This window comes from Umezawaea endophytica (genome assembly GCF_025061645.1).
Classification (GTDB): Bacteria; Actinomycetota; Actinomycetes; order Mycobacteriales; family Pseudonocardiaceae; genus Umezawaea; species Umezawaea endophytica.
The window spans coordinates 22301-45588 of record NZ_JANYMP010000002.1 but is presented as its reverse complement, the minus strand read 5'-3'; the positions used below and the strand labels follow the sequence as shown (position 1 = coordinate 45588).

The 23288-nt window shown below is 71.4% G+C and carries 21 protein-coding genes; 9 read left to right on the top strand and 12 right to left on the bottom strand.

What is annotated here, in order from left to right; translation table 11 throughout:
• Positions 1-100 precede the first annotated feature (100 nt).
• Positions 101-316, bottom strand: a complete 216-nt coding sequence (locus NZH93_RS03745; RefSeq protein ID WP_259621479.1) for a hypothetical protein — start codon at positions 314-316, stop codon at positions 101-103.
• An 881-nt stretch (positions 317-1197) separates the two neighbouring features.
• On the opposite strand from NZH93_RS03745, the gene NZH93_RS03740 reads away from it, so the two are divergent.
• Positions 1198-2283 (top strand): GntR family transcriptional regulator, encoded by a 1086-nt coding sequence (locus NZH93_RS03740; RefSeq protein ID WP_308214160.1) that lies wholly within the window; start codon positions 1198-1200, stop codon positions 2281-2283.
• A 141-nt stretch (positions 2284-2424) separates the two neighbouring features.
• On the top strand, positions 2425-2844 hold the full coding sequence (locus tag NZH93_RS03735; RefSeq protein WP_259621478.1) for a sigma factor: 420 nt from the start codon (positions 2425-2427) through the stop codon (positions 2842-2844).
• On the opposite strand, the gene NZH93_RS03730 is transcribed toward NZH93_RS03735, so the two are convergent.
• From NZH93_RS03730 to NZH93_RS03705, 6 genes are all read right to left on the bottom strand, one after another.
• Positions 2825-3586, bottom strand: a complete 762-nt coding sequence (locus NZH93_RS03730) for a squalene/phytoene synthase family protein (RefSeq protein WP_259621477.1) — start codon at positions 3584-3586, stop codon at positions 2825-2827. The genes NZH93_RS03735 and NZH93_RS03730 overlap by 20 nt on opposite strands.
• 165 nt (positions 3587-3751) lie before the next feature.
• The gene (locus tag NZH93_RS03725; protein ID WP_259621476.1) at positions 3752-4723 is read right to left on the bottom strand and encodes a sporulation protein; all 972 of its coding nucleotides are present in this window, start codon (positions 4721-4723) and stop codon (positions 3752-3754) included.
• Between the two features lie 46 nt (positions 4724-4769).
• A complete protein-coding gene (locus NZH93_RS03720) occupies positions 4770-5798 on the bottom strand; it encodes a hemolysin family protein (RefSeq protein WP_259621475.1) in 1029 nt (342 codons plus the stop codon).
• Positions 5795-7126, bottom strand: coding sequence for a hemolysin family protein (locus tag NZH93_RS03715; RefSeq protein WP_259621474.1), 1332 nt, complete (start codon positions 7124-7126; stop codon positions 5795-5797). Before NZH93_RS03715 ends, NZH93_RS03720 begins: the two co-directional genes overlap by 4 nt.
• A gap of 148 nt (positions 7127-7274) precedes the next feature.
• Positions 7275-8111: a class I SAM-dependent methyltransferase gene (locus tag NZH93_RS03710; RefSeq protein ID WP_259621473.1), complete on the bottom strand. Its 837-nt coding sequence runs from the start codon at positions 8109-8111 to the stop codon at positions 7275-7277.
• Positions 8112-8211: 100 nt separating this feature from the next.
• Positions 8212-9720 carry an MFS transporter gene (locus tag NZH93_RS03705; protein ID WP_259621472.1) on the bottom strand — a complete coding sequence of 503 codons (1509 nt, stop codon included), beginning with the start codon at positions 9718-9720 and terminating at the stop codon, positions 8212-8214.
• A 93-nt stretch (positions 9721-9813) separates the two neighbouring features.
• Between NZH93_RS03705 and NZH93_RS03700 the strand changes: the two genes are divergently transcribed.
• Both NZH93_RS03700 and atpB read left to right on the top strand, forming a co-directional pair.
• The gene (locus NZH93_RS03700) at positions 9814-10485 is read left to right on the top strand and encodes a TetR/AcrR family transcriptional regulator (RefSeq protein ID WP_259621471.1); all 672 of its coding nucleotides are present in this window, start codon (positions 9814-9816) and stop codon (positions 10483-10485) included.
• 78 nt (positions 10486-10563) lie between these two features.
• Entirely contained in the window at positions 10564-11337 is a 774-nt protein-coding gene (atpB, locus tag NZH93_RS03695; RefSeq protein WP_259621470.1) for a F0F1 ATP synthase subunit A, read from the top strand.
• 7 nt (positions 11338-11344) lie between these two features.
• Here the strand turns inward: atpB and NZH93_RS03690 are convergent, their stop codons facing one another.
• Positions 11345-11905 (bottom strand): dienelactone hydrolase family protein, encoded by a 561-nt coding sequence (locus NZH93_RS03690; protein ID WP_259621469.1) that lies wholly within the window; start codon positions 11903-11905, stop codon positions 11345-11347.
• Positions 11906-12042: 137 nt separating this feature from the next.
• Here NZH93_RS03690 and NZH93_RS03685 point away from each other — a divergent pair, with 137 nt between their 5' ends.
• Positions 12043-12615: a TetR/AcrR family transcriptional regulator gene (locus NZH93_RS03685; RefSeq protein ID WP_259621468.1), complete on the top strand. Its 573-nt coding sequence runs from the start codon at positions 12043-12045 to the stop codon at positions 12613-12615.
• Positions 12616-12718: 103 nt separating this feature from the next.
• On the top strand, positions 12719-13039 hold the full coding sequence (locus tag NZH93_RS03680; RefSeq protein ID WP_259621467.1) for a putative quinol monooxygenase: 321 nt from the start codon (positions 12719-12721) through the stop codon (positions 13037-13039).
• Between the two features lie 53 nt (positions 13040-13092).
• On the opposite strand, the gene NZH93_RS03675 is transcribed toward NZH93_RS03680, so the two are convergent.
• Positions 13093-14526 (bottom strand): serine hydrolase, encoded by a 1434-nt coding sequence (locus tag NZH93_RS03675; protein ID WP_259621466.1) that lies wholly within the window; start codon positions 14524-14526, stop codon positions 13093-13095.
• A 280-nt stretch (positions 14527-14806) separates the two neighbouring features.
• Here NZH93_RS03675 and NZH93_RS03670 point away from each other — a divergent pair, with 280 nt between their 5' ends.
• A complete protein-coding gene (locus NZH93_RS03670) occupies positions 14807-15946 on the top strand; it encodes a C40 family peptidase (protein WP_259621465.1) in 1140 nt (379 codons plus the stop codon).
• A gap of 52 nt (positions 15947-15998) precedes the next feature.
• Complete coding sequence (locus tag NZH93_RS03665; RefSeq protein WP_259621464.1) at positions 15999-16859, top strand: M23 family metallopeptidase; 861 nt, start codon at positions 15999-16001, stop codon at positions 16857-16859.
• A gap of 76 nt (positions 16860-16935) precedes the next feature.
• Here NZH93_RS03665 and NZH93_RS03660 read toward each other — a convergent pair whose 3' ends face one another.
• Positions 16936-19836, bottom strand: coding sequence for an AfsR/SARP family transcriptional regulator (locus NZH93_RS03660; RefSeq protein ID WP_259621463.1), 2901 nt, complete (start codon positions 19834-19836; stop codon positions 16936-16938).
• 176 nt (positions 19837-20012) lie between these two features.
• Positions 20013-21713 carry an alkaline phosphatase family protein gene (locus tag NZH93_RS03655; RefSeq protein ID WP_259621462.1) on the bottom strand — a complete coding sequence of 567 codons (1701 nt, stop codon included), beginning with the start codon at positions 21711-21713 and terminating at the stop codon, positions 20013-20015.
• A 103-nt stretch (positions 21714-21816) separates the two neighbouring features.
• Between NZH93_RS03655 and NZH93_RS03650 the strand changes: the two genes are divergently transcribed.
• The gene (locus NZH93_RS03650; protein ID WP_259621461.1) at positions 21817-22488 is read left to right on the top strand and encodes a RibD family protein; all 672 of its coding nucleotides are present in this window, start codon (positions 21817-21819) and stop codon (positions 22486-22488) included.
• A gap of 18 nt (positions 22489-22506) precedes the next feature.
• On the opposite strand, the gene NZH93_RS03645 is transcribed toward NZH93_RS03650, so the two are convergent.
• On the bottom strand, positions 22507-23268 hold the full coding sequence (locus NZH93_RS03645; RefSeq protein WP_259621460.1) for a CDP-alcohol phosphatidyltransferase family protein: 762 nt from the start codon (positions 23266-23268) through the stop codon (positions 22507-22509).
• Between the last annotated feature and the right edge of the window lie 20 nt (positions 23269-23288).

Sequence of the window (23288 nt, the reverse complement as noted above, 5' to 3'; positions counted from 1 at the left end):
CCGCGCAAGCAACCCCACATCCGCGCGCAAGAAGAAGACACCCGCACTTCCCCCGCCCCCAAACCCGCATCCCCCTACAACTCCCGCGACCCCACCCCCTTCAAGCACTACGCCCCTGCCGCCCCTCCTCCCCCCTCCCTTCCTCATCGGACCCGGACCCGTCCCCTAAATCCCCCGCCCACTCCGGCGTGAGCCATTCCCCGATCCTCCGCCGGATCCGCGCCAACCGCGCCCTCTCCGCACACCTCCGCTGCCCCCACCGCGCGACCAGCGCGACGACCACCACCCCCGGCAGCGCCACCAGCACGACCTCCACAGCGCCACCTCCACCCCGCTACCAGGGCACCTCCACCGCCCGAAGCGACCACCGACCCGCGCCGCCAACCCAGATCACCAGCCCGGACCACCGGACACAACACCCGGTATTCCTCCCGCGATGACATTGTGATGCACCCCACTGACTTTGACAAAGAACCGAAAGCCTCTAGCCGGGTAGACCACCAGCAGCTCACTCCACCGCTAATCGGCCGCGGCAGAGCGCTCAACCGGCAGATCCGTAGGCAGTTCTCCCTAAACAACCCCCGGAATGACCGGACTCCAACGCGACAACTTGTTGCCACGACAATCTTCGCGAAGCCGGTTTCACATTACCCACCAGTTACCGGTGACTTTGTTCCACATTCCGCGAAACCGGCGCGTCCGGGCAGGCCGCCGTGTCCATCGGGGCAAGAGGTTTGCGCAACAAAGAAAATCGACCTAATGTGAGGGAGTCTCCAGGGATGAGCGCGGGCGCATCACAGCCCGTGAGGAACTCCGGAGAAAAAACTACGAAGAGCTTCGCCCTCGCGCTTTCGCACGCTTTTTTGCGGCGGGGGCGTTCGGCGCCGCCGGTGGCAGGGACCGTCGCGCGCCATACCGGTCGAGGGGTCGGCAGGCCACGCCATCGTCAGCCGACCCCTTGACCGGCTAACTACATCAGGCCTGGTCAGAGCGGCGCAGCCCGTTTGTACGGACATCAGTCCCACGGTGCAGGGCACGAGGACACGAACGAGTCCTGATCAGCACCAGACTTGTTCGACCACGTCAGGGAGATGGTTGTCTCAAATGCGAAACTCGACCGGGGAACGCTCGATCCCGACGCCCACCGAGAGCACGGACGACCTCGACGAAATGCTGGGGCTGGTTACCAGCACCTCGATGAGGACCACACCGACCTGGACGTGGTGGACCGAGGACGACGACCAGGTACTGGTCATGCGGATGCCGCACCCGGTGGGCACGGTCGTCGGCCAGCGCACCGTCCGGGAATACGGCCACACCGTCCGGGTGGAACTGAAGGTCCGGCACAGCGACTCCCCCGTGCGGCCCGCCGCGCGGGGCGCGATGGTCATGTCCACGTTGCGGACCGCACTGCACCGCCCGGTCGGCGGGCGGGAACTCGTGGTGTTCGCGAACGGCATTCCACGGCCCGCCGTGCGGATGCTCGACGGATCGCACCAGGTCATCTCGGCCGAGGCGCACGAATATCCCGACGGTCCACACCGCGCGGCCGATCCGGTGCGCGCGGGAATTCCCGACGACGGCCGGATCCCGCGCTACTACCGCGCGAAGACCCGGCTGCTCGACCTCCTGCAAGAGCTGGGCCAAGGCGCCCCCCTACCCCCGGAGCGAGAACTGTCAGCTCAGTTCGGCATCGCGCGCATGACGTTGCGCCAGGCCATCGGCGAACTCGTCGTCGAGGGCAAGGTCCGGCGCAGGCAGGGCAGCGGCACGTACGTCGCGCCGCCCAAACTGGTCCAGTCCCTCGGCATCGCCACCGGCGAGTCCGGCACCGAGGAGGCGGGCGAGGTCCGCAGGCTGGTCACCGCGGAGCACCTCGCGGCGGACGCCGACCTGGCCCACGACCTCGACATCGACCCCGGCGACCCGGTCGTGCACATCGAGCGGCTGACGATCGCCGACGAGGAGCCGATGCTGCTCGAGTCGAGCTACCTGTCGGCCAAGCGGTTCCCGGACCTCATCGAGGCGTTCGACCCGGAGAAGTCGCTGCTCGACTGCCTCCGCGACCGCTACTTCACGGTGCCCACGAGAACCGACGAGCAGGTGGAGACGGTGCTGGCCTCACCGCGCGAGGCCAGGTTGCTCGCGACCGCGCCCGCCGCCCCCATGCTGCTGCTGCACCGCGTCAGCCACGACGCCGAGGGCAACCCGGTGGAACGGGTGCGCGCGCTGTTCCGCGGCGACCGGTTCACGTTCGCCGTCCGTTCGGGAACAGTCGACTGACGCTGCTGACCGCGGTCACAAACTAGTCACCAGTTGGGCACTGCGGTTGTCCTACCGTCGTGGAACCGCCGACCGCGTCCGCCCCACCGGTGCGGTCGGCGGGCCCCGTACCCGAGTGATCAGCAAGAGGTGAGGAGTCCGGTGGTGGTCCGATCCGCACGAGCCGAAGCCGTCGCAGGCGAGTTGCTGGTGCGCAGGCTGTACGAGGAGCACGGCCGCGCGATCCTGGCGTACGCGACCAGGCTGACCGGGGACCGCGGCGCCGCGGAGGGCGTGGTCGAGGAGACCCTCGTCCGGGCGTGGCGGTACTCCGACGCGATCGTGCTCGGCGGCGACTGGGTGCGCGGCTGGCTGCTCGCCACGGTGCACAACGTCGTGCTGGAGGGCTCCAGCGAGCGCTCGGCGCCGCCGTGGCGGGTCAAGGCGGAGCCCGTGCGGTTACCGGCCGTGCTCCGGTCGGCCATCCGCAAGGTGAAGGTCAGCCGGATGAACGCCGTGCGCACGTCCGAGGCCCCGCTCAGGTCGGTGTCCTGGAGAGCGGTCAGCGCACCGTCCCGCTGAACGTCCGGTGTGGACCCGCCACGCCGTCGAGCCACTCCGCGCCGCTCAACTCGTCGAGTCCGGCGAGGGCGCCTGCGATGGCCATCTCCAGGAACGGCCTGCTGGACGGGTGCACGAGGTCGAGCACCGCGGCACCCTCCTCCACCAGCCGCCTGGCCTGCCGCACCACCACGTCGACCGGTTCGTCCGGCAGGTAGCGGCGGCCGGTGCGCAGGTCGTGGCCGTGGTCGCGGCTGACGTCGAGCAGCCGGAACACCTCGCCCAGCAACGACATCTCGCGCTCGGCGGGCCGCACCGGTTCCAGCAGCGGGAGTGTCAGCCTGGCCGGGGCGCCGCCCGCGCCCCGCAGGAAGCCGCGCAGGTCCTCGAACGTCGCGCAGCGGCGCGGCGCTTCCCGGTCCTGCCGGATCGTCTCCAGGAACTCGTCCAGCACCAGCACGTCCAGGCCGCGGGTGCGCACGGTGTGCGCGAACGCCTGCCGGAGCGGGTGGTCACCGAGCCCGGTCCGCACCTCCGCCCCGGTTTCGGCCGCCCAGTCGGTGAAGCAGTCGTCGGCGATGTCCTCGGTGGCCGCGAAGTAGGCGTGCAACGCGTGGAGGTACCGGTGCTTCGACGCGGGCAGGTACGTCCTCACCAGGTGGTGGGTGTCCGGGTCCGCGGCGGCGTGCACGCGGTCGCAAAGCTCGAACGACGCCCGCAGCGCGGGATCCGGAACGCCTGCCAGGTCCAGCGAGTTCACCATCAGCACACCCCGTTCTCCGCAGTGGGGACTGATCATTCAGCTACAGCGGGGGGAAAAACGAGCGCGGGCCCTGTTTCGGTCGAAAAGACCAAGGGATAGCCCGAATCGGTGAAGGATGGTCACCGATCGTCGCGGACGACCGCGACGACCGGTGACCGGGACGGCCTACTCGCCCTCGTCCTCGAACGCGAAGGACTCGCCGACCTCTTCGAACACCTCGCCCAGGACCATGCCGCCGACGACGCCCGCGGCGACCCCGCCGACCACCGCGCCCATGCCCGGACCGCGACGACCGTGGTGGTCGTGGTCGTCGTAGCCGTGACCGCCGAAGCCCTGCTGGCCGTGGCCGCCGAACCCGTGCTGGCCACCGCGTTCCACGACCTGCGTGAGCCACTGGCCGACGACGGACGTCCAGTCCGTGGCCTCGGCTTCGCGGTGCGGCAGGGCGAAGTGGCCGAACGAGTCGCCACCGGAGCTGAACATGCCGCCCCGCTTGTCGGCTTCGAGGACGACGTACAGCTCGTGCGGGTTCGCGACGAACGTCAGCTCGACCTGGTTGAGCCTGCCCGCGTACTGCTGCGGCGGGAAGAACTCGATCTCCTGGTAGAAGCCGAGGTCCTGCGGCACGCCGTGCAGGCGGCCCGCTTCGACGTCGGCCTTGCGGAACTGGAAGCCCAGCGCGCCGAACGCGTCCAGCACGCGGTCCTGGGACGGCAGCGGGTGCACGGAGATCGGGTCGAGGTCGCCCTTGTCTGGGGCGCCCGCGATCACGAGTTCGGTGCGCACGCCGACGGTCATGCCGTGCAGGTGGGTCGAGCCGACCGCGGTGAGGGGTGTCTCCCACGGGATCTGGAGCTGGAACGGGACCGGCAGGAGTTGGCCGGCCGCGACCTTGACCGCCTGCGCGACGACCACGCGGTGGAACTCCGCGGTCCCGTGGCCCTCGTGGTCGCCGTGCTCCACCTCGACGCGGGTCACCAGGGAGAGGACGACCTGGCCGATCTCCACGTCGTTGCTGCCGCCCTGGATGCGCACCTGGCCGGTGACGGCACCGCCGGGCGTGGCGTGCGGTGAGTCGAGCACGGTGTCGACGGACGGTCCGCCCACACCGAACGCGCTCAGCATCCGCTTGAACATCAGGTTTCCTCCGGGGATGGGGAGTGCCGGCGCCAAGCGGCGCCGGTCAACTTCGGGGATCGGTCTCGTCCTCGAACTCGCCGATCAGCTCTTCGAGCAGGTCTTCCAGCGCGGCTATGCCGACGACGTCGTCGTTCGGCGCCACGACGAGCGCCAACTGCGCGCGGTGGTCCCGCATCGCCGTGACCGCTCGGGCCACCGGCAGGTCCGCGCTCAGCCGCAGCGGGGTGGTCATCAGGTCGCGGCTCGGCGGGTTCGCGCCCGCGGCCGTGGCGCGGACGACCTCGCGGATGTGCACGAGCCCGACGAACCGGCCGTTCGCGTCGGTGACCGGGAACCGGGACCGGCCGCAGCGGCGGCTCAGGTCCTCCACCTCGGTGGCCGTCGTGGTCTCGGTGACCTTGAGGACCTCGTCGACGTGGACCACGACCTGGGTGAGGGTGGTCTGCTGGAGTTGGAGCATCCGGGTCAGGAGCCGCTGCTGGCCCTCGGGGATCAGGCCGTGCTCGCCGGACTGGCGGACCAGCACGCGCAGGTCCTCCGGCCGGTGCGCCTGGGCCAGCTCGTCCTGCGGTTCCACCTTGACCAGCCGCAGCAGCCCGTTCGTCAGGGCGTTCAGGGTGGTGAGGAGCCAGCGGACGGAGCGGGCGAAGGCGCGGAACGGGAGGGCCAGCAGCAGCGCCGAGCGCTCGGGGTGGCTGATCGCCCAGGACTTCGGGGCCATCTCGCCGACCACCATGTGCAGGAACACCACCAGCACCAGGCTGATGAGGAACGCGACGGCGTGCGACACGGCCGTCGGCACGCCGACCGCGATCAGCAGCGGGTCGAGCAGTTCGGCCACGGCGGGTTCGGCCAGCGCGCCGAGGCCGAGCGTGCACAGGGTGATGCCGAGTTGCGCGCCCGCCAGCATGATCGACAGTTCGTGGATGCCCGCGACCGCCGCGCGGGCCGCCCGCCTGCCCTCGGCGGCCGACCGTTCGAGGCGGTGCCGCTTCGCGGAGATCAGCGCGAACTCGCCCGCGACGAAGAACGCGTTGCCCGCCAGGAGGAGCAGGGAGAGGAGGAGGCTCATCCGGTCTCCTCGCGCAGGACGACGGTGCGGGGCACGTGTCGTTCCACGGCGGCGACGCGCAGGGTGACGTGCCTCGGGGGGAGGTCTTCGAGGGACTGGGTCTCGATGGTCAGCGCGACCTCGTCGCCCACGCGGGCCGTGCGGCCGAGGTGGTGGAGCAGCAGGCCGGAAACCGTGTCGTAGCCCTCGTTCCGCGGCAGCGGGACACCGGTGAGGTCCGCGACCTCGTCGACGCGGAGCCTGCCGGGGAGGGCCCACGTGCCGTCGGGGAGCCGTTCTGGGATCTCGCCGACGAGGTCGTCCTCGTCGTGGATCTCGCCCACCAGTTCCTCGGCGAGGTCCTCCAGCGAGACCACGCCCGCGAAGCCGCCGAACTCGTCCACCACGCAGGCCAGTTGGCGGTGCTCGGTGCGCAGTCGTTCCAGGACATGGTGCAGGGGAAGGGTTTCGGGGACCAGGACGGTGGGGGCGACGATCTCGCGGATCTCGGTGGTCGCGCGTTCGGCCGGGGCGAGGGTGAGCAGTTCGGCCAGGCCGACCACGCCGATGACGTCGTCCAGGTCGGCCCCGACCACCGGGAACCGCGAGTGGCCCGTGTCCAGCAGCTCCACGACCCTGGCCGCGGGTTCGTCCGCCCTCACGGTGTGGACCCGGACCCTGGGGGTCATCGCCTGCTCGGCCACCAGCGTTCGGAAGTCCAGGCCGCGGTCCAGCAGCCGCGAGAGTTCGGGATCGAGGTGGCCCTGGTCCCCCGCCTCGCCGATGATGTGCACCAGTTCGGCCCCGGTGGCGCCCTGCGGCAGCTCCTCCACGGGTTCGATGCCGACCGTGCGCAGGAGGCGGTTCGCCGACGCGTCGAAGAACTTGATGACCGGTCCGGCGACCTTGAGGTACACCAGGGTGGACCCGCTCAGCGCCCTCGCCAGCTCCTCGGGCTTCGCGATGGCCAGGTTCTTCGGGAGCAGCTCACCGAGGACCATCTGCACGACGGTCGCGAAGACCAGCGCCGTGGCCACCGACAGGGAGAGACGGGCGGCCTCGGACCAGCCGGTGAAGCCCAGCAGGCCGGAGAGGCCAGCGCCCAGCAGCGGTTCGGCCACGAAGCCGACCAGGAGGGCGGTCACGGTGATCCCCAGTTGGGCACCGGAGAGCATGAACGACAGGCGCTGGGTCACCCGGTACGCCCGGTCGGCGGCTTTGTCGCCCTGTTCGGCCAAGGTCTGGAGACGGCCTCGGTCGACTGCCATGTAGGTGAACTCCTGGGCGACGAAGTAGCCCGTGGCGGCCGTGAGGACCACGATGGCCACCAGGCCCAGGAAGATCAGCATGCGGTGCCGGACCGGGGAAGCATGCAGTCGACACTAGCACGTGGCGCTGTACGGTTTGCGGTTCAGCGGGAACGAGACCTGAGTGGGTGACCGGTGGCCCACGTGGTGTCGCCGCGGCAAGACCCGGCAGGACCTGGCGCCGGACCGCTCAGCCGGGCCCGGCGATCAGCGCGTAGGACGGCAGCGGTTCGTTCCCCTTCTCCCTCGCCAGCGCGCCCAGCACGTCCACCTGGCTGTCCACGAAGGCCCGAGCGAGGTCCGGCAGGCGGGCCGAGGTCGACTCGACGAGGCGCAGGCAGGCCTCGATCTCCCAGTCCGCGTCCTGCAAGGCGGCCCCGTGCAGGGCGCGCTCCGACAGCACCGCCCAGCCGGAGCACTCCAGGCCCCGCAGGAGGCTTTCGCGGGAGAACGGCGTGCGGACGTTCCCGTCACCGCGAACACCCGCGGCCTCGACCTGCCCCTGCACGAGGACGGCCAGCAGGTGGGGCACCTGGTCCACGGACGTGGGGCGCAGGTCCCACTCGGCGAAGCAGAGCCGCCGCGCCCACGGCCTGACCCGCCGCAGCACGCGCTCCACCTGGTCGACGGAGTCGAAGTACCACGCGCAGTGGGACAGCACCACGTGGTCGAACTCGCCGTCGGCGAAGGTGACGGCGGCGTCCAGGACGTCCACCTCGAACCGCATGTCCACGCGCCCGCCCAACGGGCTCGCCATCAGGAACGCGGCCGAGTCGCCGACGGTGATCGGCGCGCCGTAGGAGGGGTCGGCGATGTCCAGCCCGACCACCCGACCTGCGGGACCGACGGCGTCGGCCAGCACCGCGGTCATGTCGCCCTGGCCGCAGCCGATCTCCAGCACGGACTCGCCGGGGCGGATCCCCCACCCGTCCACCAGTTCCACGCGGAAGGCGGTCTGGGCGAGTTGCACCGAGGGCTCGGTGGCGTTGGACGCCATGCTGCCGACGATCGTTTCCAGCCTGTCCACGCACTGCTCCGTTCGGACGAGGAAAACCCGATCGTAGGAGCGGAACGGCGAAGGCCGCCACGGGATAAGAACCGTGGCGGCCTTCGGGTGCGGCGTCGTGTCACATGTGGACGGCCGGGGCGGCGCCCTCCATGTCCGGTGCGCCCGAGCGCAGCAGGAGGCCGGAGATGACCGCTCCCACGAGGAACACGCCCGCAGCCCAGGTGAAGGCCGTGCTGTAGCTGTGGATGGCCGCGTCGGCCAGCAACTGCGGGGTGGGCTGCTTGCCCTCCACGAACGACACCGCCGCGTCGGCGGCGAGGGTGCTGAGCAGGGCCGTGCCGATGGAGCCGCCGATCTGCTGCATGGTGTTCACGGTCGCGGAGGCGACGCCCGCGTCGTGCGCTTCCACGCCCAGGGTCGCGACGCTCATCGCCGGGGCCATCGAGAGGCCGATGCCCACGCCCAGCACCATCAGCGGCAGGAGGACGCCGTTGCCGTAGGTGCTGGTGAGGGTGATCTGGCTGAGCCAGAACAGGCCGACCGCGCCGATGACCATGCCCAGCGGCACCAGCGGGCGGGCGCCGAAGCGGGGCAGGAGGAGTGCGGTGGCCGAGGTGGCGCTGATCATCAGCGTGGCGACCATCGGCATGAACGCCAGTCCGCTCTCGATGGGCGTGAACTGGAGGTTCTGCTGGAGGTAGAACGTGAGGAACAGGAAGATCGCGAACATCCCGATGCCGAGCAGGAACACCGAGGCGTAGGCGCCCGCCCGGTCGCGGTCCAGGACGATGCGCATCGGCAGCAGGGGGTGCGAGGTGGTCGTCTGGATGCGGACGAACACGGCGAGCAGCACGACGCCCGCGAGCAGGAAGCCCCACACCGACGCGGAGGACCAGTCGTGGCTCTCCTTGTTGGCGAAGCCGTAGACGACGGCGAACAGGCCCGCGGTCGAGGTGAGGGTGCCGGGGATGTCCAGCTTGGGGCGGTCGGCCGCCGCGACGGGCTCGTGGCGCAGCAGGACGTAGGAGCCGATCAGGGCGATGACGGCGAAGATGATGTTGACGAACATGCACCAGCGCCAGTCGAGGTACTCGGTGAGCACGCCGCCGAGCAGCAGGCCGATGGCGGCGCCGCCGCCCGCGATGGCGCCGAAGATGCCGAACGCGCGGCCGCGTTCCTTCGGGTCGGTGAAGGTCGTGGTGAGCAGCGACAGCGCGGCGGGCGCGAGCAGGGCGCCGAACACGCCCTGCGCGGCGCGGGCGGCGAGCAGCATCTCGATGCTGGTCGCGGCGCCGCCGATCGCGGAGACGACGGCGAAGCCGCCGAGGCCGATCAGGAACGCGGGCTTGCGGCCGAAGATGTCACCGACGCGGCCGCCGAGGAGCAGGAGGCTGCCGAACGCGAGCGCGTAGGCGGTGACGACCCACTGGCGGGCGTCGTTGCTGAAGCCGAGGTCCGCCTGTGCGGACGGCAGGGCGATGTTCACGATGGTCGCGTCGAGCACCACCATGAGCTGCGCGAGACCGATCATGACCAGGATCAGCCAACGTCGAGCGTGGTGCGGGTTGTCGCCGTGCCGGCTGACGACCCGCGGTGCCTCCACCGTGGCGGTCGGTGAATCTGGCATGGGAGAGTCCTCACAGGTTATGCGGAGTTGGTATCTCCGTTTACCGTACACTCGAAGTGGAGGAGCAATCTCAACTTCGGTTAGGATAGGGGCATGACACGGGACACAGTCCCCGTCGCAACGGTGCGACCCCTGCGTCGGGATGCGGAGCTCAACCGCCGCAAGATCATCGAATCCGCGCGGGTCGTCTTCAGCGAACGCGGTTTCGGCGCCACCCTCGACGACATCGCCCACCACGCCGGTCTCGGCGTCGGCACGGTGTACCGCCGCTTCCCCGGCAAGGAGCAGCTCGTCGAGGCCATGTTCGTCGAGCGGATGGACGAGGTCCGCGAACTGGCCGAGCAGGCGCTGGAGGAGGCCGACCCGTGGGAGGGGTTCGTGACCTTCCTGACGCGCACCGCCGAGCTGCACTCCGACGACCGCGGGCTGCGGGAAGTCATGCTGTCCAACAACTTCGGCCAGGAGCGCGTGGCCGCGGCGAAGGAGCGGATGATCCCGATCGCGGTGGAACTGGTGCGGCGGGCCAAGGCGTCCGGCCAGTTGCGCGCGGACTTCGAGGAGACCGACCTGGCGATCATCCACATGATGATCGGGTCCGTCGCCGAGTACACGCAGGAGGTGCGGCCCGAGTTGTGGCGGCGCTACCTGGGCGTGCTGCTGGACGGCCTGCGGGCCGACTCCGGCGAGAAGCGCCCGCTGTTCCCCGAACCGCTGGACCTGCCGTCGCTCGACGTCGCCATGTGCGCCTGGAAGCCGCGCCACTGACCTGAACGGGTGCACGCCCCCGCGTCCTCGCCGGTTCGCTACGTTGGGCGGACAGCTTGGACGAGGGGGGACCCGCCCATGATCACTGTGTCCGCGGACTCGACGTTCGTGCCGCCGGGGGTGCGGGACTTCTTCCCGCCCGCGATCGTCGGCGGTGTCACCAAACCGATGGTGCTGCTGGTGCTGTCGGTGGTCATCATCCTGGCGTTCTTCCTGATCGCCATGCGCAGTCCCGCGATCGTGCCCGGCAGGCTCCAGTTCGCGGCCGAGGCGGTGTACGGCCTCGGCCGCGACTCCATCGCCAGGGAGCAGATCGGCGGCAAGGACTTCAAGCCGTACGTGCCGCTGATCGTGTCGCTGTTCACCTTCATCCTGGTGAACAACGTGTTCGGCATCGTCCCGCTGCTCCAGTTCCCGACGATGGCGCACGCGGGTTTCCCGCTGGCGCTGCTGATCGTCCTGTACCCGCTGTTCCACGTCGTCGGGATCAGGCGGCACGGCCTCGGCGGCTACCTGAGGAACCAGCTCTTCCCGGCGGGCGTGCCGAAGCCCGTCTACCTGATGCTGACGCCGATCGAGCTGTTCCTGCGCTTCTTCATGGACCCGCTCGCCCTCGCGATCCGGGTGTTCGCCGCCATGTTCGCGGGCCACCTGATCCTGCTGGTGTTCACCCTCGGCGGCGAGTTCCTCCTCCTGGAGGCGAGCGCCTGGCTCAAGCCCGTGTCAGTGGTCGCCTTCGCGTTCGCCATCGCGATGACGTTCCTGGAGGCGCTGGTGCAGGTGCTCCAGGCGTACATCTTCGCCCTGCTGACGGCGAACTACATCGGCCGCGCGCTGGCCGCCGACCACTAGCCCGCGGTCAGAGCCCGGCGAGGAAGTCGACGCAGCGCCGCCACATCAGCTCGGCCGCGCGCTCGTCGTAGTCCGGCAGGCCCTCGTCGGTGAACAGGTGCCCGACGCCGGGGTAGGTGAACGCCTCCGCCTTCGCGCCCGCCGCGTCCCGCATCCACCCGGCGACCTTGTCCGGTGTCGCGTACGCGTCCGGGTCCGCCACGTGGAGCTGCATCGGCAGGCCCGGCCGCACGTTGTCCGGAACGGCGCCGGTGCCGTGCAGGAACAGCACCCCCGCGGACTCGGGGCGTTCGGCCAGCAGGCCGCCCGCGATGCTGGCCCCCATGGAGAACCCGCCGAGCACGGTGTCCGCGGGCAGGCCCCGCAGCACCGCGCGCGCCCGTTCGGCGATGGTCGGCCAGCCGATCCACTCGGCCAGCGTGAACCCGTCGTCGAGGGTCTCGGCGATCCCGCCGTAGTAGAGGTCGGGCGTCACCACGGCGTGCCCGGCCTGCCGGAACCGACCCGCGGCGGCGAGGACGGCGGGCCGGAGCCCGTAGGCGGAGTGGAACAGCACGACGGTGGTCATGGGCCCATTATCGACTTGATCGCGAACGCCGCGACCAGCCCCACCACGTAGCAGCGCGGGGGACGTCGACGGGGTCGTGGCTTGACCGCGTGGAGACGACCGCCCATATTGGGTCGACCACCGGTGGAGGAGCAGCCATGGCCAGGCCGAGCGTGCGGGAGCAGATCGTCGACGCGGCGTTCGAGCAGTTCCACCTCAACGGCTACAACGCCTGCGGCGTCAAGCTCGTCACCGACACCGCGGGCGTCCCCAAGGGGTCGTTCTACAACCACTTCGCGAGCAAGGAGGCCCTCGCGCTGGAGGTGCTGGAGCGCTACGCCGCGTCCCGCGGGATGGAGGCCCTGGCGGAGGACGACACCCCGCCGCTGGCCAGGCTGCGCGGGCACTTCGAGTTCCTGGCGGCCGAAGCCGCGCACTTCGGCTACGCGCGGGGTTGCGTGTTCGGCAACTTCACCACCGAGGCGGCCGACCACAGCGCGCCGATCGCCGACGGCGTCAGGTCCGGCTTCGCCACGTGGACCCGAGCCGTCGCGGCGCTCCTCCGCGAGGCGCGGACGGACGGTTCCCTGCCCGCGCACCACGACCCCGACGTGCTGGCCCTGTTCGTCGTGAACGCCTGGGAGGGCGCCGTCGTGGGCGCGCGGGCGGCGAAGGACGGCTCGTCCTTCACCGCCTTCTTCCGCGTCGTCTTCGACTCCGTGCTCGCCTAGGACCTCGTCACCCACCGGCACGCGCTCCGGCGAACCGGGCACCGGCCGCTCGCGGCGATTAGGGTCGATGACCGGCCACCACGGCACCACCCCGAGGAGAGTCATGATCTTCATCACGGCCAAGTTCCGGGTCAAGCCCGAGCACGCCGACGACTGGCCGGAGATCGCCCGCGAGTTCACCGAGGCGACCCGCGCCGAGCCCGGCTGCCTGTGGTTCGACTGGTCCCGCAGCGTCGACGACCCGACCGAGTACGTCATCGTGGAAGCGTTCCGGGACGACGACGCGGGCGCCGCGCACGTCGGCTCCGACCACTTCCAGACCGCCCGCAAGACCCTGCCGCCGTACCTGGTGGCCACGCCGCGGATCGTGAACTTCAAGGTCCCCGGCGAGGAGTGGTCCGAACTGGGCGAGATGGCCGTCTAGGAGACGAAAAAGCCCGCCGACGGGAGTCGGCGGGCTTCCTCACGTGGACGACCTCAGCCGCGCAGGCCCGCGACGATCCCGTCGATGGCCTTGCCGAGCTTCCCGTACTTCTCGGTGTAGAGCACCGGGAACGTGCCGGGGCTGTCGGCGGGGCGGTTCACGTCGACGTAGTCGGTCCCCAGGTTCGAGAACACGGCGACCACGTAGTGGCGGTTCTTCGCCCCCGGCAGCGAGCGCACGATGCCCGCGTCACTGCCGGTGGTGTCCACCCAGCCGGTCTTGTGCGCGAACGTGACCTCGGCCGCCGCGTCGCACGGCCGGGTGTCCCGGTCGTAGACGGCGCCGCCCGCGGTGACGTGACCGGTGGCCGGGTCGACCCAGCGCTTCGGCGTGACCTGCGGGATGCCCGGAGCCGGGTAGCCGCGGCCGCACCAGTTGGTGGTGGACAGCATCTCGTTGTGGCCCTGGTCGGCCAACGTCCTGGCGAACAGCTCGCGTGAGGACGGGCTCAGCGCGTCACGGGTGACCCGCTTGCCCGCCGTCGTGGTCCACAGCGTGCCGGGGCCGCCGTTGACCAGGAGCAGGAGCTTCGCGGTGTCGATGGAGCTCATGTTCGCGCCGATCCACCGGCCGCCGTTGGCGGGGTTGGTGCCGGTCACCATGAGCGTCGGCAGGCCGAGGTCGACGAACCCCTGGTTGACCTGGTCCCACGCCCCGAGGTCGTGCAGCATCTTGATCAGCGCGCACGTCGACTCGTTCTTCGACAGGGTGATCATCTCGTCGAAGTACTGCCGGATCGGCTTGGTGGACGCGGTCCCGCAGGACGCGTTCGCCACCGTCGGCTCGTAGACGTAGTTCGCGTCCAGGGACACGCGCCCCTGGTCCGCCAGGCTGAGCACGCCGAAGCCGACCATCAGCTTGAGCACCGACGCCGGGTACGGCGAGGAGAAGTCGATCGACGCCCCCTCCCGCCCGGCGAGCACGTCCCTGGTGCCCTGCCCGCCGTTGGCGTCCCACTCGTCGTCGTCCCACCAGCGGTAGCGCACCTGGTCGGTCGCCAGGGTGCTCTTGCTCAAGGGCACCACGACGCCGTTCGGGTACCGCGGGCTGAAGAGGACGTCGGCCATGGCGGTCGGACGGCCGAGGTCGTCGAGCTCGATGACCGCCGCGTCCAGGTTGGGTGCCTGGTGCAACGGCTTCGGCTCGGCCGCCGCGGCGATCCGCGCGGCCACGTCGGCGGTGGTCACGTCGTACTTCTCCGGCGCGCCCACCTTCCGCGCGGCCCGCGCCGCCACGCCGCTCACGGGCGGCGTCACGTCCAGCACGTCCTTGAAGTCCTGAGCGGAGATCGCGGCCCGCAGCCGCTCGGCGAGCTGGTTGCTCACCGACGCGTCGGGACCCGCGGCGGCCGTGGTGGTCAGCGCCACCGTGGTCCCGCAGACCAGTGCCGCGGCGGCCGTCAAGGTCAGCATTTTGCGTTGGAACAAGCTCGGACTCTCCCCCGAATGATGGAAACGGCTACTTCGGGAGACCGTAGGGGAATTCACCCGTTCGAACGCACGCGCTCCGGGTGATCTTGCCCATTTCGCACAACTCCCGCACAACCCCGAGAGCGTCCGCACAACCCGGAACACGCTTTCCACCTGCTGGTTTACCGACACCTATGCGTTCTCCGACCGCGGTGGCCCAGAGTTCGCGCTGTCCGGCCGACCGGTTCGGCTGGACACCCGCTCACCGGGAAGACCACGGCTCCCCCCGAGGAGAACGATGCTGACCCGCACGTCCACCGCGCTGAGGCGCGCCGCCACCGGCCTGCTGGCCCTCGCCTTCGCCTGCGCGGCGACGGGGGCCACCACCGGCTCCGCCTCGGCGGCCGAGGAACGCACCTACCAGGTCAAGACCACCCTGGACGGTCGGACCGTCAAGGACCCCGACGTCGCGGTCGGCAGCAGGCGGATCGCCGACGTGTACCCGGCGGGCAGCCCGGTCACGCTGGTCTGCCAGGACCGCGGGCCCAGCTACGGCGGCAGCGACATCTGGGACCTGACCGACGACGGCCTGTGGATCCCGGACGCCTACGTCGACACCGACTCCACCGGGATGGTGATGGGTGAGTGCGCCGTCCCCAAGTCCTACCCGGCGAAGGCGGACCTCAACGGGCGCACGAAGAAGGGTGGCGCGGCCACCGCCCCCGGCGCGGTCGTCGACAAGTACCGCGCGGGCCAGTCGGTCCCGGTCGACTGCCAGGCGCTGTCCGGCGGCTCCATCTGGGACCACACCACGGACGACCTGTGGGTGCCCGACGAGTACGTGAAGACCGGCGTCACCGGCTTCGTCAAGGGCCTCCCGCGCTGCGACGTCGACGGCCTGCGCCCCGGCGGCGGGGACGGCGGCACCAACACCCACGGCCGCAACACCGGTCCGGCGGGCCCGACCACGGGCACCCGCCAGCAGAAGGTCGACCGCGTCATCGCGGCGGCGAAGTCCCAGATGGGCAAGGGGCTCCTGTACTCCTGGGGCGCGGGTGGCAAGGGCGGTCCGTCGTACGGCATCCACCACTACCCGGACAACAACCCGGCCAACGGCGACGACTACGACCGCCGCGGTTTCGACTGCTCCGGCTTCACGCTGTACGCGTTCTGGAAGGGCGCCGGGATCGACATCGGCGCGAACACCACCGCGCAGTACAAGTCGCGGCACTTCGTCCCGCTCACCCAGCTCCAGCCCGGCGACCTGATCTTCTGGGGCGACGGCGACGACCGCAACACCACCACGCACGTCGCGCTCTACCTCGGCGACGACCAGATCCTCGAAGCCGCTCCTCCCCGTGACGGCAACAGCGTCCACATCCGCGGCACCTACGGCCGCGGCTCCTGGACGGCCCACGCCGTCCGCTACATCGACTGATCCGACCGAGCGGTCCCGGAAGCGCCGGGACCACAGATGGGGGCTGGAAAGCATGAGGCTCAACAAGATCGTAGCGGCGGGCATCGGCCTGCTGGTCAGCGTCGGCGGCGTGGCCGTCGGCTCCGGGACGGCCGCGGCGGCCCCGAACTTCCAACTCCCGTTCCCCTGCGCCCAGACCTGGGACGGCCAGACCCGCACCAACCACAGCCCGGCCAACGCGGTGGACTTCAACCGGGCGAACGACGAGGGCGACGCCGTGGTCGCGTCCTCCTCCGGCACGGTGAGCCGCGTCGCCAACGAGGGCTCCACCAGCTACGGCAAGTGGATCGAGATCAACCACGGCGGCGGCTGGACCACCCGGTACGCCCACCTCTCCGCCCAGCGGGTGTCGGTCGGCCAGAGCGTCTCCACCGGGCAGACCATCGGCAACGTCGGCAACACCGGCGGCTCGACTGGCGCGCACCTGCACTTCGAGGAGCGCCTCGACGGGTCCGCGGTGCAGGCGAAGTTCAACGGCACCACCGCCCTCTACTGGGGCACCAGGAGCTACCGGAGCAGCAATAGCTGCGGTGGCGGCGGTTCCGACGACAACCCGTACGACGCCGAGGAGGTGTGCGGCTCCGGCTACAAGGTCGTGGACTCCGCGGCGCTGGGCACCAAGGGTCGCGTCTACCTGACCTACAACGCGGGCAACGGCAACAACTGCGCCGTGACGATGAAGCACACCAAGCTGGGCACGGCCTCGGCTTCCTCGGCCTTCCTCGAGGTCCAGGGCGGGGCGCGGACCACCGACTCGGGCAACTACTCCTACTACGCGGGCCCGGTCCGCAAGGCGGCTCCCGACAAGTGCGTGAAGTGGGGCGGCTCGGTGGACTCGGAGTCCTACACCAGCGGCTTCGAGCACTGCGGCTGACAACGGGACGGCCAACGGGTCGCTCCGGTCCACTGTGGACCGGAGCGACCCACCGTCGCGAAGGGAGGGTGAGGTGTCAGTCGACGAGGACCGGGTCGCGGTAGCCGAGGAACGACTCGAAGAACGCGGGCAGCCGCACGTCCACCCCTCCGAACAGCGACCGCGCGGTCCGCTGGTGCCAGGCCGCGGTGACGACGTCGCCCTCGGCCAGCAGCGCGCGGGCCGTCTGCCGGTGCCCCGCCGCCCGGCCGTACGCGCTGCCGAGCCTGCTGGTCATCGCCAGCGACGCGCTCGCGTCGGCCAGCGCCGCGGCCGGGTTCCCCTGCCGCAACCGGATCTCCGAGCGGCTGAGCAGCGTCGTCCACTCGTCCTCGCGGTTGCCGACCTCCCGCGCCCGCGCCATGCACTCGTCGAGCAGCGACAACGCCCGGTCGTGGTCGCCGAGGTGCCCGTAGAGCAGGCCGAGGTCGGCCACGCAGATGGCGATGCTGTGCGGGGCGTGGTGCTCCCGCGCGAGGTCCAGCGCGTGCCCGGCCAGCGACAGCGCCGTGGCCCCTCGACCGGCCAGGTGGTGCGCGCGGGCCAGCACGTGCAGCGTGCCGACACCGGCTCCCGGCGCCCCGTGCTCGTCCAGGATCGCCAGCGCCCGGTCCAGGTGCGGGACGGCCTCCTCGGGCAGGCCCGTGTAGTTCGTCAGCAGCCCACCCAGGCTGACCAGCACCCTCGCCCGCCCCAGCGGGTCGTCCTCGGACAGCGCCAGCGCCCGCTCGTACCGCTCGCGGGCGAGCCCGTAGCGGCCCGCGACCTGGTCCGCGAACGCCCGCACGACCAGCGCGAGCCGTTCGGCACCGGGCTCCAGCCCGTGCTCCGCGACCGTCACGCCGATGCGCCCGGTCAACGCGATCTCGGCGTGCAGGTCCTGCTTCCACAGGTGTTCCTGGAGCACCAGCGCGATCTCCAGCGCGAGCACGCCGCCGTCCGGCCGGGTCGCGGCCTGCGTGGCGGCGACGAGCAGGTTCGGCGTCTCGGCGGTCATCCAGGCCAGGCAGCCCTCGATCCCGCCGTGCCGCTCCGGCGCCCCGGCCGGGTGCGAGACGTCCAACGGCCGCAACGTCGACTGCACCTCGTGGACCGTGTCGCGGTAGTAGGTCAGCGCGCGCACCACGGCCGCGGCCCGCTCCTCCGCGGTCTCGTCGCGTTCGGCCTGCTCGATCGCGAACAGCCGGAGCAGGTCGTGCATCCGGTACTCCCCCGGCGCCTCCACGTCCACGAGCCCCGCGTCCACGAGCGGGTCGATCGCCCGCTCGGCCTCGATCCGGTCGAGCCCCAGCAGGGCCGCCGCCACGGGCAGCCGCACCGTCGGCAGGGCCAGCAACCCCAGCAGCCGGAACGCGTGCGCCGCGACCCGGCCGCGCTCGGACCCGTCGCGGACCAGCTCCTCGAAGCTGAGCCGCACGCTGGACCGCACCGCGAGGTCGTCGAACCGCAGTTCGTCCAGCCGGTGCCGCTCGTCGTCCAGCCGGTCGGCCAGCGACGCCAGCGTCCAGTCCGGCCTGCTGCGCAGCCGGGCTGCGGCGATCCGCAGCGCCAGCGGCAGGTAGCCGCAGCTCCGCGCCACCCGTGCCGCCGCGAGCCTGCCCGCGTCGTCCGCGACCAGCCCGGTCACCGCGCCGAGCAGCGCGACGGCCTCGTGCTCCGGCAGCGGGTCCAGCGCGAGGTGCAGGCCGTCCAGGGTAGCCAGCACCCGCCTGCTGGTGACCAGGATCGCGCTGCCCGCCCCCGCGGGCAGCAACGGGATCACCTGGGTCGCGTCGATCGCGTTGTCCAGCACCACGAGCACGCGGCGGTCCGCGAGCATCGACCGGTACAGCGCGGCGGCCTCGGCCGGGTCGGCGGGGATCGCCAGCGGCGGGGCGCCGAGCGCGCGCAGGAAGTGCTGGAGCACCTGGGCCGCCTCGACCGGCTCGCGGCCGGGGGTGGAGCCCTGGAGGTCGACGTAGAGCTGGCCGTCCGGGAACAGCTCGGCGGCCAGGTGCGCGACCCGCAGCACCAGCGCGGACTTGCCCCGGCCGCCGGGCCCGTGGACCGCGCCCACGACCGGCTCGTGCTCGGCGCGGGCCAGCAGGTCGAGCAGCACCTCCCGTTCGCGGTCGCGGTTGACGAACACGGCCGGGTTGGCCGGCAGTTCCCGCGGCGCGAAGTGCCTCTCCCGCACCACGACCGGGGTCACCGGCTCGACCGGGACGTCGTCCGCCAGCACGGCGGCGTGCAACGCCCGCAGCTCCTGCCCCGGATCGAGACCGAGTTCGTCGGCCAGCAGCCGTTTCCCCTCCGCGAAGGCGTTGAGCGCCTCGGCCTGGCGGCCGGAGCGGTGCAGGGCGAGCATCAACTGGCCGCGCAACCGTTCCCGCAGCGGCTGCTCGGCGACCAGCGCGGTCAACTCGGGCACGAGGTCGCGGTGCCGCGCGGCCCGCAGGTCCGCGTCGACGCGGTACTCCACGGCGCCCAGCCGCTCCTCCTCCAGCGCCTCGCCCAGCCGCCCGCCGCGACCGGTGTGGCGCAGGTCGGGCACGGGCGTGCCGCGCCAGAGGCCCAGCGCCCGGCGCAGCAGGTCGCCCGCGGCCACCGGGTCGGCGGTGGCCGTCGCGCGGCGCACGAGGTCGCGGAACGCGTCCAGGTCCAGCGCGCCCGGCGGGATGTCCAGCCGGTAGCCCTGCCGCGACCCGGTCAGCTCCACGCCGGGTCTCCCGGCCAGCAGCCTGCGCAACTGCGAGGCGTAGACCTGCACGACCTTGCGCCCGCTCACGGGCGGCTCGTCCTCCCACAGCAGGGCGAGCAGGCTCTCCACCGACACGACCTGCCCCGCGCTGAGCAGCAGGCCGGTCAGCAGCCTGCGCTGCTGCGGGGCGGCCACCTCGATCGCGCACCCGTCGCACCGCACGTCCAACGGGCCCAGAACACCGAACGACCAGCTCACACATCCACCAGACACGCGTCGGCCGACCATGGTCCCCAGCACCGACCGCGGGCGTTTCCGGGCACGTCGAAGCCGCCCCGATCAGCTAGTCGGCGACGCTAACAGCCCACCGATCCGCCCACCGCTGTTTGACCGGTGAGCGAATCAGCGGGCGCTACCGCTCGTCCGCGGACGGGTCAGTGCTCCGGCGAGGCCGACGTCTTGAGCGTGGTCGAGCCGAACGCGGTGAGGAACCTGTCGCGGAACTCGTCCATCCGCCAGACGGGCGCCTTCTCACCGGGCTTGAGCCCGTCGTCCCAGCCCCAGCCCGCGACCCGGTCCAGCACGGCGGGGTCCTTGGCGACGATCGTGATCGGCACGTCCTTGCCCGCGTCCGCTCCGGTGACCACCTGGGCCGGCTGGTGGTCGCCGAGGAAGACGAGCACGAGATCGTCGTCGCCGTAGGTCTCCACGTAGGAGATCAGGGTCTTCACCGAGTACTCGACGGACTTCGCGTAGTCGGCCCGAACGCTGCTCGGGTCACGGCCGAAGATGGCTTCGGGCGGGTCGGTCCCCGACACCATCGAGTTGTAGGTGGAACCGTCGCCGACCTCGTCCCAGTCGACCGCCTCCGGGATGGGCGACCACGGCGCGTGGCTCGACAGCAGCGGGATCGCGGCCATCACCGGCGCGTGGCCGGGCGTGGAGCGCTCGCGCTGCTGGAACGCGGACAGCGTGTACTGGTCGGGCATGGTGGCGTAGCCGAAGCGCGGTCCGCGGTAGCCGAGGTCGCCGCCCGCGCGGATCTGGTCGTAGCCGAAGTAGTCGCCTTCCGGCCAGGCCTGCGTGATGCCCGGCATGATCCCCACGGACCGCCAGTCGGCGCGGCCGAACGCGCTGGGCAGGCTGAGGCGGTCGCTCGCGACGAGCGTGCGGTACCGCTGCTGGTTGTCGATCCACAGCCCGGACAGCAGCGTCGCCTGCGCCAGCCAGCTCCCGCCGCCCGCCGTCGGCGAGGTCAGGAAGCCGCTGCGGGACGCGTACCCGGCCGCGCGCAGCTCGGCGCTGCCCGCGTCGAGCGCCGCGGTCACCTTGGGCGCGATCTCCGGGTTCTCCAGCGCGTCCCGGCCGTAGCTCTCCACGAACGTCAGCACGACGTCCTTGCCGCGCAAGCCGGTCAGCAGCTCCGCGCCGGGGGTGTCGCGGAACGCGTCGACCGCGGCCTCCTTGGCGAACTCCTCGCGGTCGTTCAGCCCCGCCTTCACCGCTCGCGCGTGGTCGTAGACGAACTCCGCCGCGCCACCCGAGGAGATCGGCACACCGGGCACGGCGAGGGTGATCGACGCGACCGCGAGCAGCGCGACCGCGCGGATCGAGGCGGTGCGGTGGCCGACCACGACGCGGGTCAGCCGCAGGACGGACCGGGTCGTCAGGACGACCAGCCCGATCACCAGCGCCACCACGGCGACCACGGCGCCGATCGACGCGACCCGGCCGACCGTGACGTCGACGTAGTCGACCGCGGGCCCGAGCAGCGGCCAGTCCAGGACCAGGTCGAACGGCCGGTAGAGCACCGCGTCGAAGCCGATGTCCATGACCTTCACCACGAGCAGCAGGCCCAGCCCGGCACCGCCGACCACCGCCGCGATCCGGCGGGGCCTCGGCGGCAGGACCAGCACCAGCACCACGCCGAGCAGGCCCTCGACCGGGACGCGCAGGAACGCGCCGGGCGTGAACCGCTCGAAGTCGGCGGGGGCGACCAGCGCCACCAGCACGAACAGGCCCGCCAGCACGGTGGTCGCGGGTGCCGCGACGCGCCGCCACCGGCTCCCGGCGCGCGGCTCGTCCGGGGTCGCGGGCTCAACGGGGGACCGCTGGAACCGGGTGATGAGCGACATTCTCCGAACCTCTCCTGCGCGGGGCACTGCAAGGGGTAACGCGGCCCACCGGCGGAAGGTTCAGCCGGTGGTGGAGTTCGGCGGGCCGACTACGGTGGGGAGCGTGACCCGACCGCACGTGCTGCTCAGCGTCGCCGTCAGCGTCGACGGCCACATCGACGACCGGAGCGGTTACCGCTTCCCACTGTCCAATGCGGACGACTTCGACCACGTGGACCGGATCCGCGCCGAATCGGGGGCGATCCTCGTTGGCGCGGGAACGCTGCGCGCGGACAACCCGCGGCTGCTGGTGAACAGCCCGGAGCGGAGGGCGGCCCGAGTCGCGAGCGGACGGTCCGAGTTCCCGGTGAAGGTCACCGTTTCCCGGTCCGGCGACCTGGACCCGGACTGGAAGTTCTGGCACCACGGCGGCGACAAGCTCGTCTACAGCACCGATTCCGGCGCGGCACGGGCCTCCGCCGCGCTCGGCGACCTGGCGGACGTCGTGGCGCTCGGGTCCGAGGTCGACTTCGGCGCCCTGCTGGACGACCTCGGCGACCGCGGGGTCGAGCGCCTGATGGTCGAGGGCGGCGAGGCGATCCACACCGCGTTCCTCGCCTCCGGGCTGGCCGACGAGATCCGCGTGGCCGTCGCCCCGATGCTCATCGGTCAGGCGGACGCCCCGCGCTTCCTCGGTCCCGCCGAGTTCCCCGGCGGGCCCGCGCACCGCTTCCACCTGGAAGAGGTGCTGAAGCTCGGTGACGTCGCCGTGCTGCGCTACTTCCCCAAGCGCTGACGCGAGCCGCTGACCTGGTCAGACGTGGACGTAGCTCCGCGCGACGACCGGCTCGGCGACGGTGGCGGCGGCAGCGGTGACGCGGTGGCGGAACAGCCACGCGGTGTCCCGGCCGAACGACCACACCAGCGTCGCCAGCGCGAAGCCGACGAGGTACTCGGAGAACGGCACGACCCCGGACGCGGCGACCACCAGCAGGACGCCCTGGATCGCGGCCACGGACTTGCGGGCGTAACTGCCGGGGAGGTCGGCGCGCAGCCAGGCGAACGCCCAGGAGGCCGCCACGAAGACGTAGCGCATCGCGCCGATCGCCAGCACCCACGGGCCGAACGAGAACGCCACGTGCACGCTCAGGACCAGGATGAGGAAGGCGTCGACCTCCATGTCGAACCGCGCACCGAGCGTGGACGCCGTGCCCGTGCGGCGGGCGACCTGGCCGTCCACGCAGTCGAGGGACAGCGCGACCGCGGTGAACGCCACCATCATCGCCGTCGGCACCCCCTCTCCTACGCGGTCGACCACGATCGCCGTCACCGAGCCGACGAGCACACCCCTGCCGAGCGTGACCCGGTCGGCGGGCCCGAGAGCGGTTCCGGTGCGCTGCAACGCGTAACCCAGGAGGGACCAGGTCGCGACCGCGTAGGCGATACCGGTGAGCCAGCCCATCGGGCCGAGCCCGACCGTGCGCTCGACGATGCCGAGCAGGATGATCTGCGCACCGGCCCACGCCGCGTGCTCGGGCACGGCGGACGCCGTCTTGCTGTGCTGAAGTGTGGTCATCGTGCCCCTTTGAGTGGGCC

Excerpts from the sequence above, each read along its gene's own strand:
- NZH93_RS03740 (WP_308214160.1), top strand. The coding sequence starts at position 1,198 with ATGAGGACCACACCGACCTGGACGTGGTGGACCGAGGACGACGACCAG.
- NZH93_RS03730 (WP_259621477.1), bottom strand. The coding sequence starts at position 3,586 with ATGGTGAACTCGCTGGACCTGGCAGGCGTTCCGGATCCCGCGCTGCGG.
- NZH93_RS03725 (WP_259621476.1), bottom strand. The coding sequence starts at position 4,723 with ATGTTCAAGCGGATGCTGAGCGCGTTCGGTGTGGGCGGACCGTCCGTC.
- NZH93_RS03720 (WP_259621475.1), bottom strand. The coding sequence starts at position 5,798 with ATGAGCCTCCTCCTCTCCCTGCTCCTCCTGGCGGGCAACGCGTTCTTC.
- NZH93_RS03715 (WP_259621474.1), bottom strand. The coding sequence starts at position 7,126 with ATGCTGATCTTCCTGGGCCTGGTGGCCATCGTGGTCCTCACGGCCGCC.
- NZH93_RS03705 (WP_259621472.1), bottom strand. The coding sequence starts at position 9,720 with ATGCCAGATTCACCGACCGCCACGGTGGAGGCACCGCGGGTCGTCAGC.
- NZH93_RS03700 (WP_259621471.1), top strand. The coding sequence starts at position 9,814 with ATGACACGGGACACAGTCCCCGTCGCAACGGTGCGACCCCTGCGTCGG.
- atpB (WP_259621470.1), top strand. The coding sequence starts at position 10,564 with ATGATCACTGTGTCCGCGGACTCGACGTTCGTGCCGCCGGGGGTGCGG.
- NZH93_RS03690 (WP_259621469.1), bottom strand. The coding sequence starts at position 11,905 with ATGACCACCGTCGTGCTGTTCCACTCCGCCTACGGGCTCCGGCCCGCC.
- NZH93_RS03685 (WP_259621468.1), top strand. The coding sequence starts at position 12,043 with ATGGCCAGGCCGAGCGTGCGGGAGCAGATCGTCGACGCGGCGTTCGAG.
- NZH93_RS03680 (WP_259621467.1), top strand. The coding sequence starts at position 12,719 with ATGATCTTCATCACGGCCAAGTTCCGGGTCAAGCCCGAGCACGCCGAC.
- NZH93_RS03670 (WP_259621465.1), top strand. The coding sequence starts at position 14,807 with ATGCTGACCCGCACGTCCACCGCGCTGAGGCGCGCCGCCACCGGCCTG.
- NZH93_RS03665 (WP_259621464.1), top strand. The coding sequence starts at position 15,999 with ATGAGGCTCAACAAGATCGTAGCGGCGGGCATCGGCCTGCTGGTCAGC.
- NZH93_RS03655 (WP_259621462.1), bottom strand. The coding sequence starts at position 21,713 with ATGTCGCTCATCACCCGGTTCCAGCGGTCCCCCGTTGAGCCCGCGACC.
- NZH93_RS03645 (WP_259621460.1), bottom strand. The coding sequence starts at position 23,268 with ATGACCACACTTCAGCACAGCAAGACGGCGTCCGCCGTGCCCGAGCAC.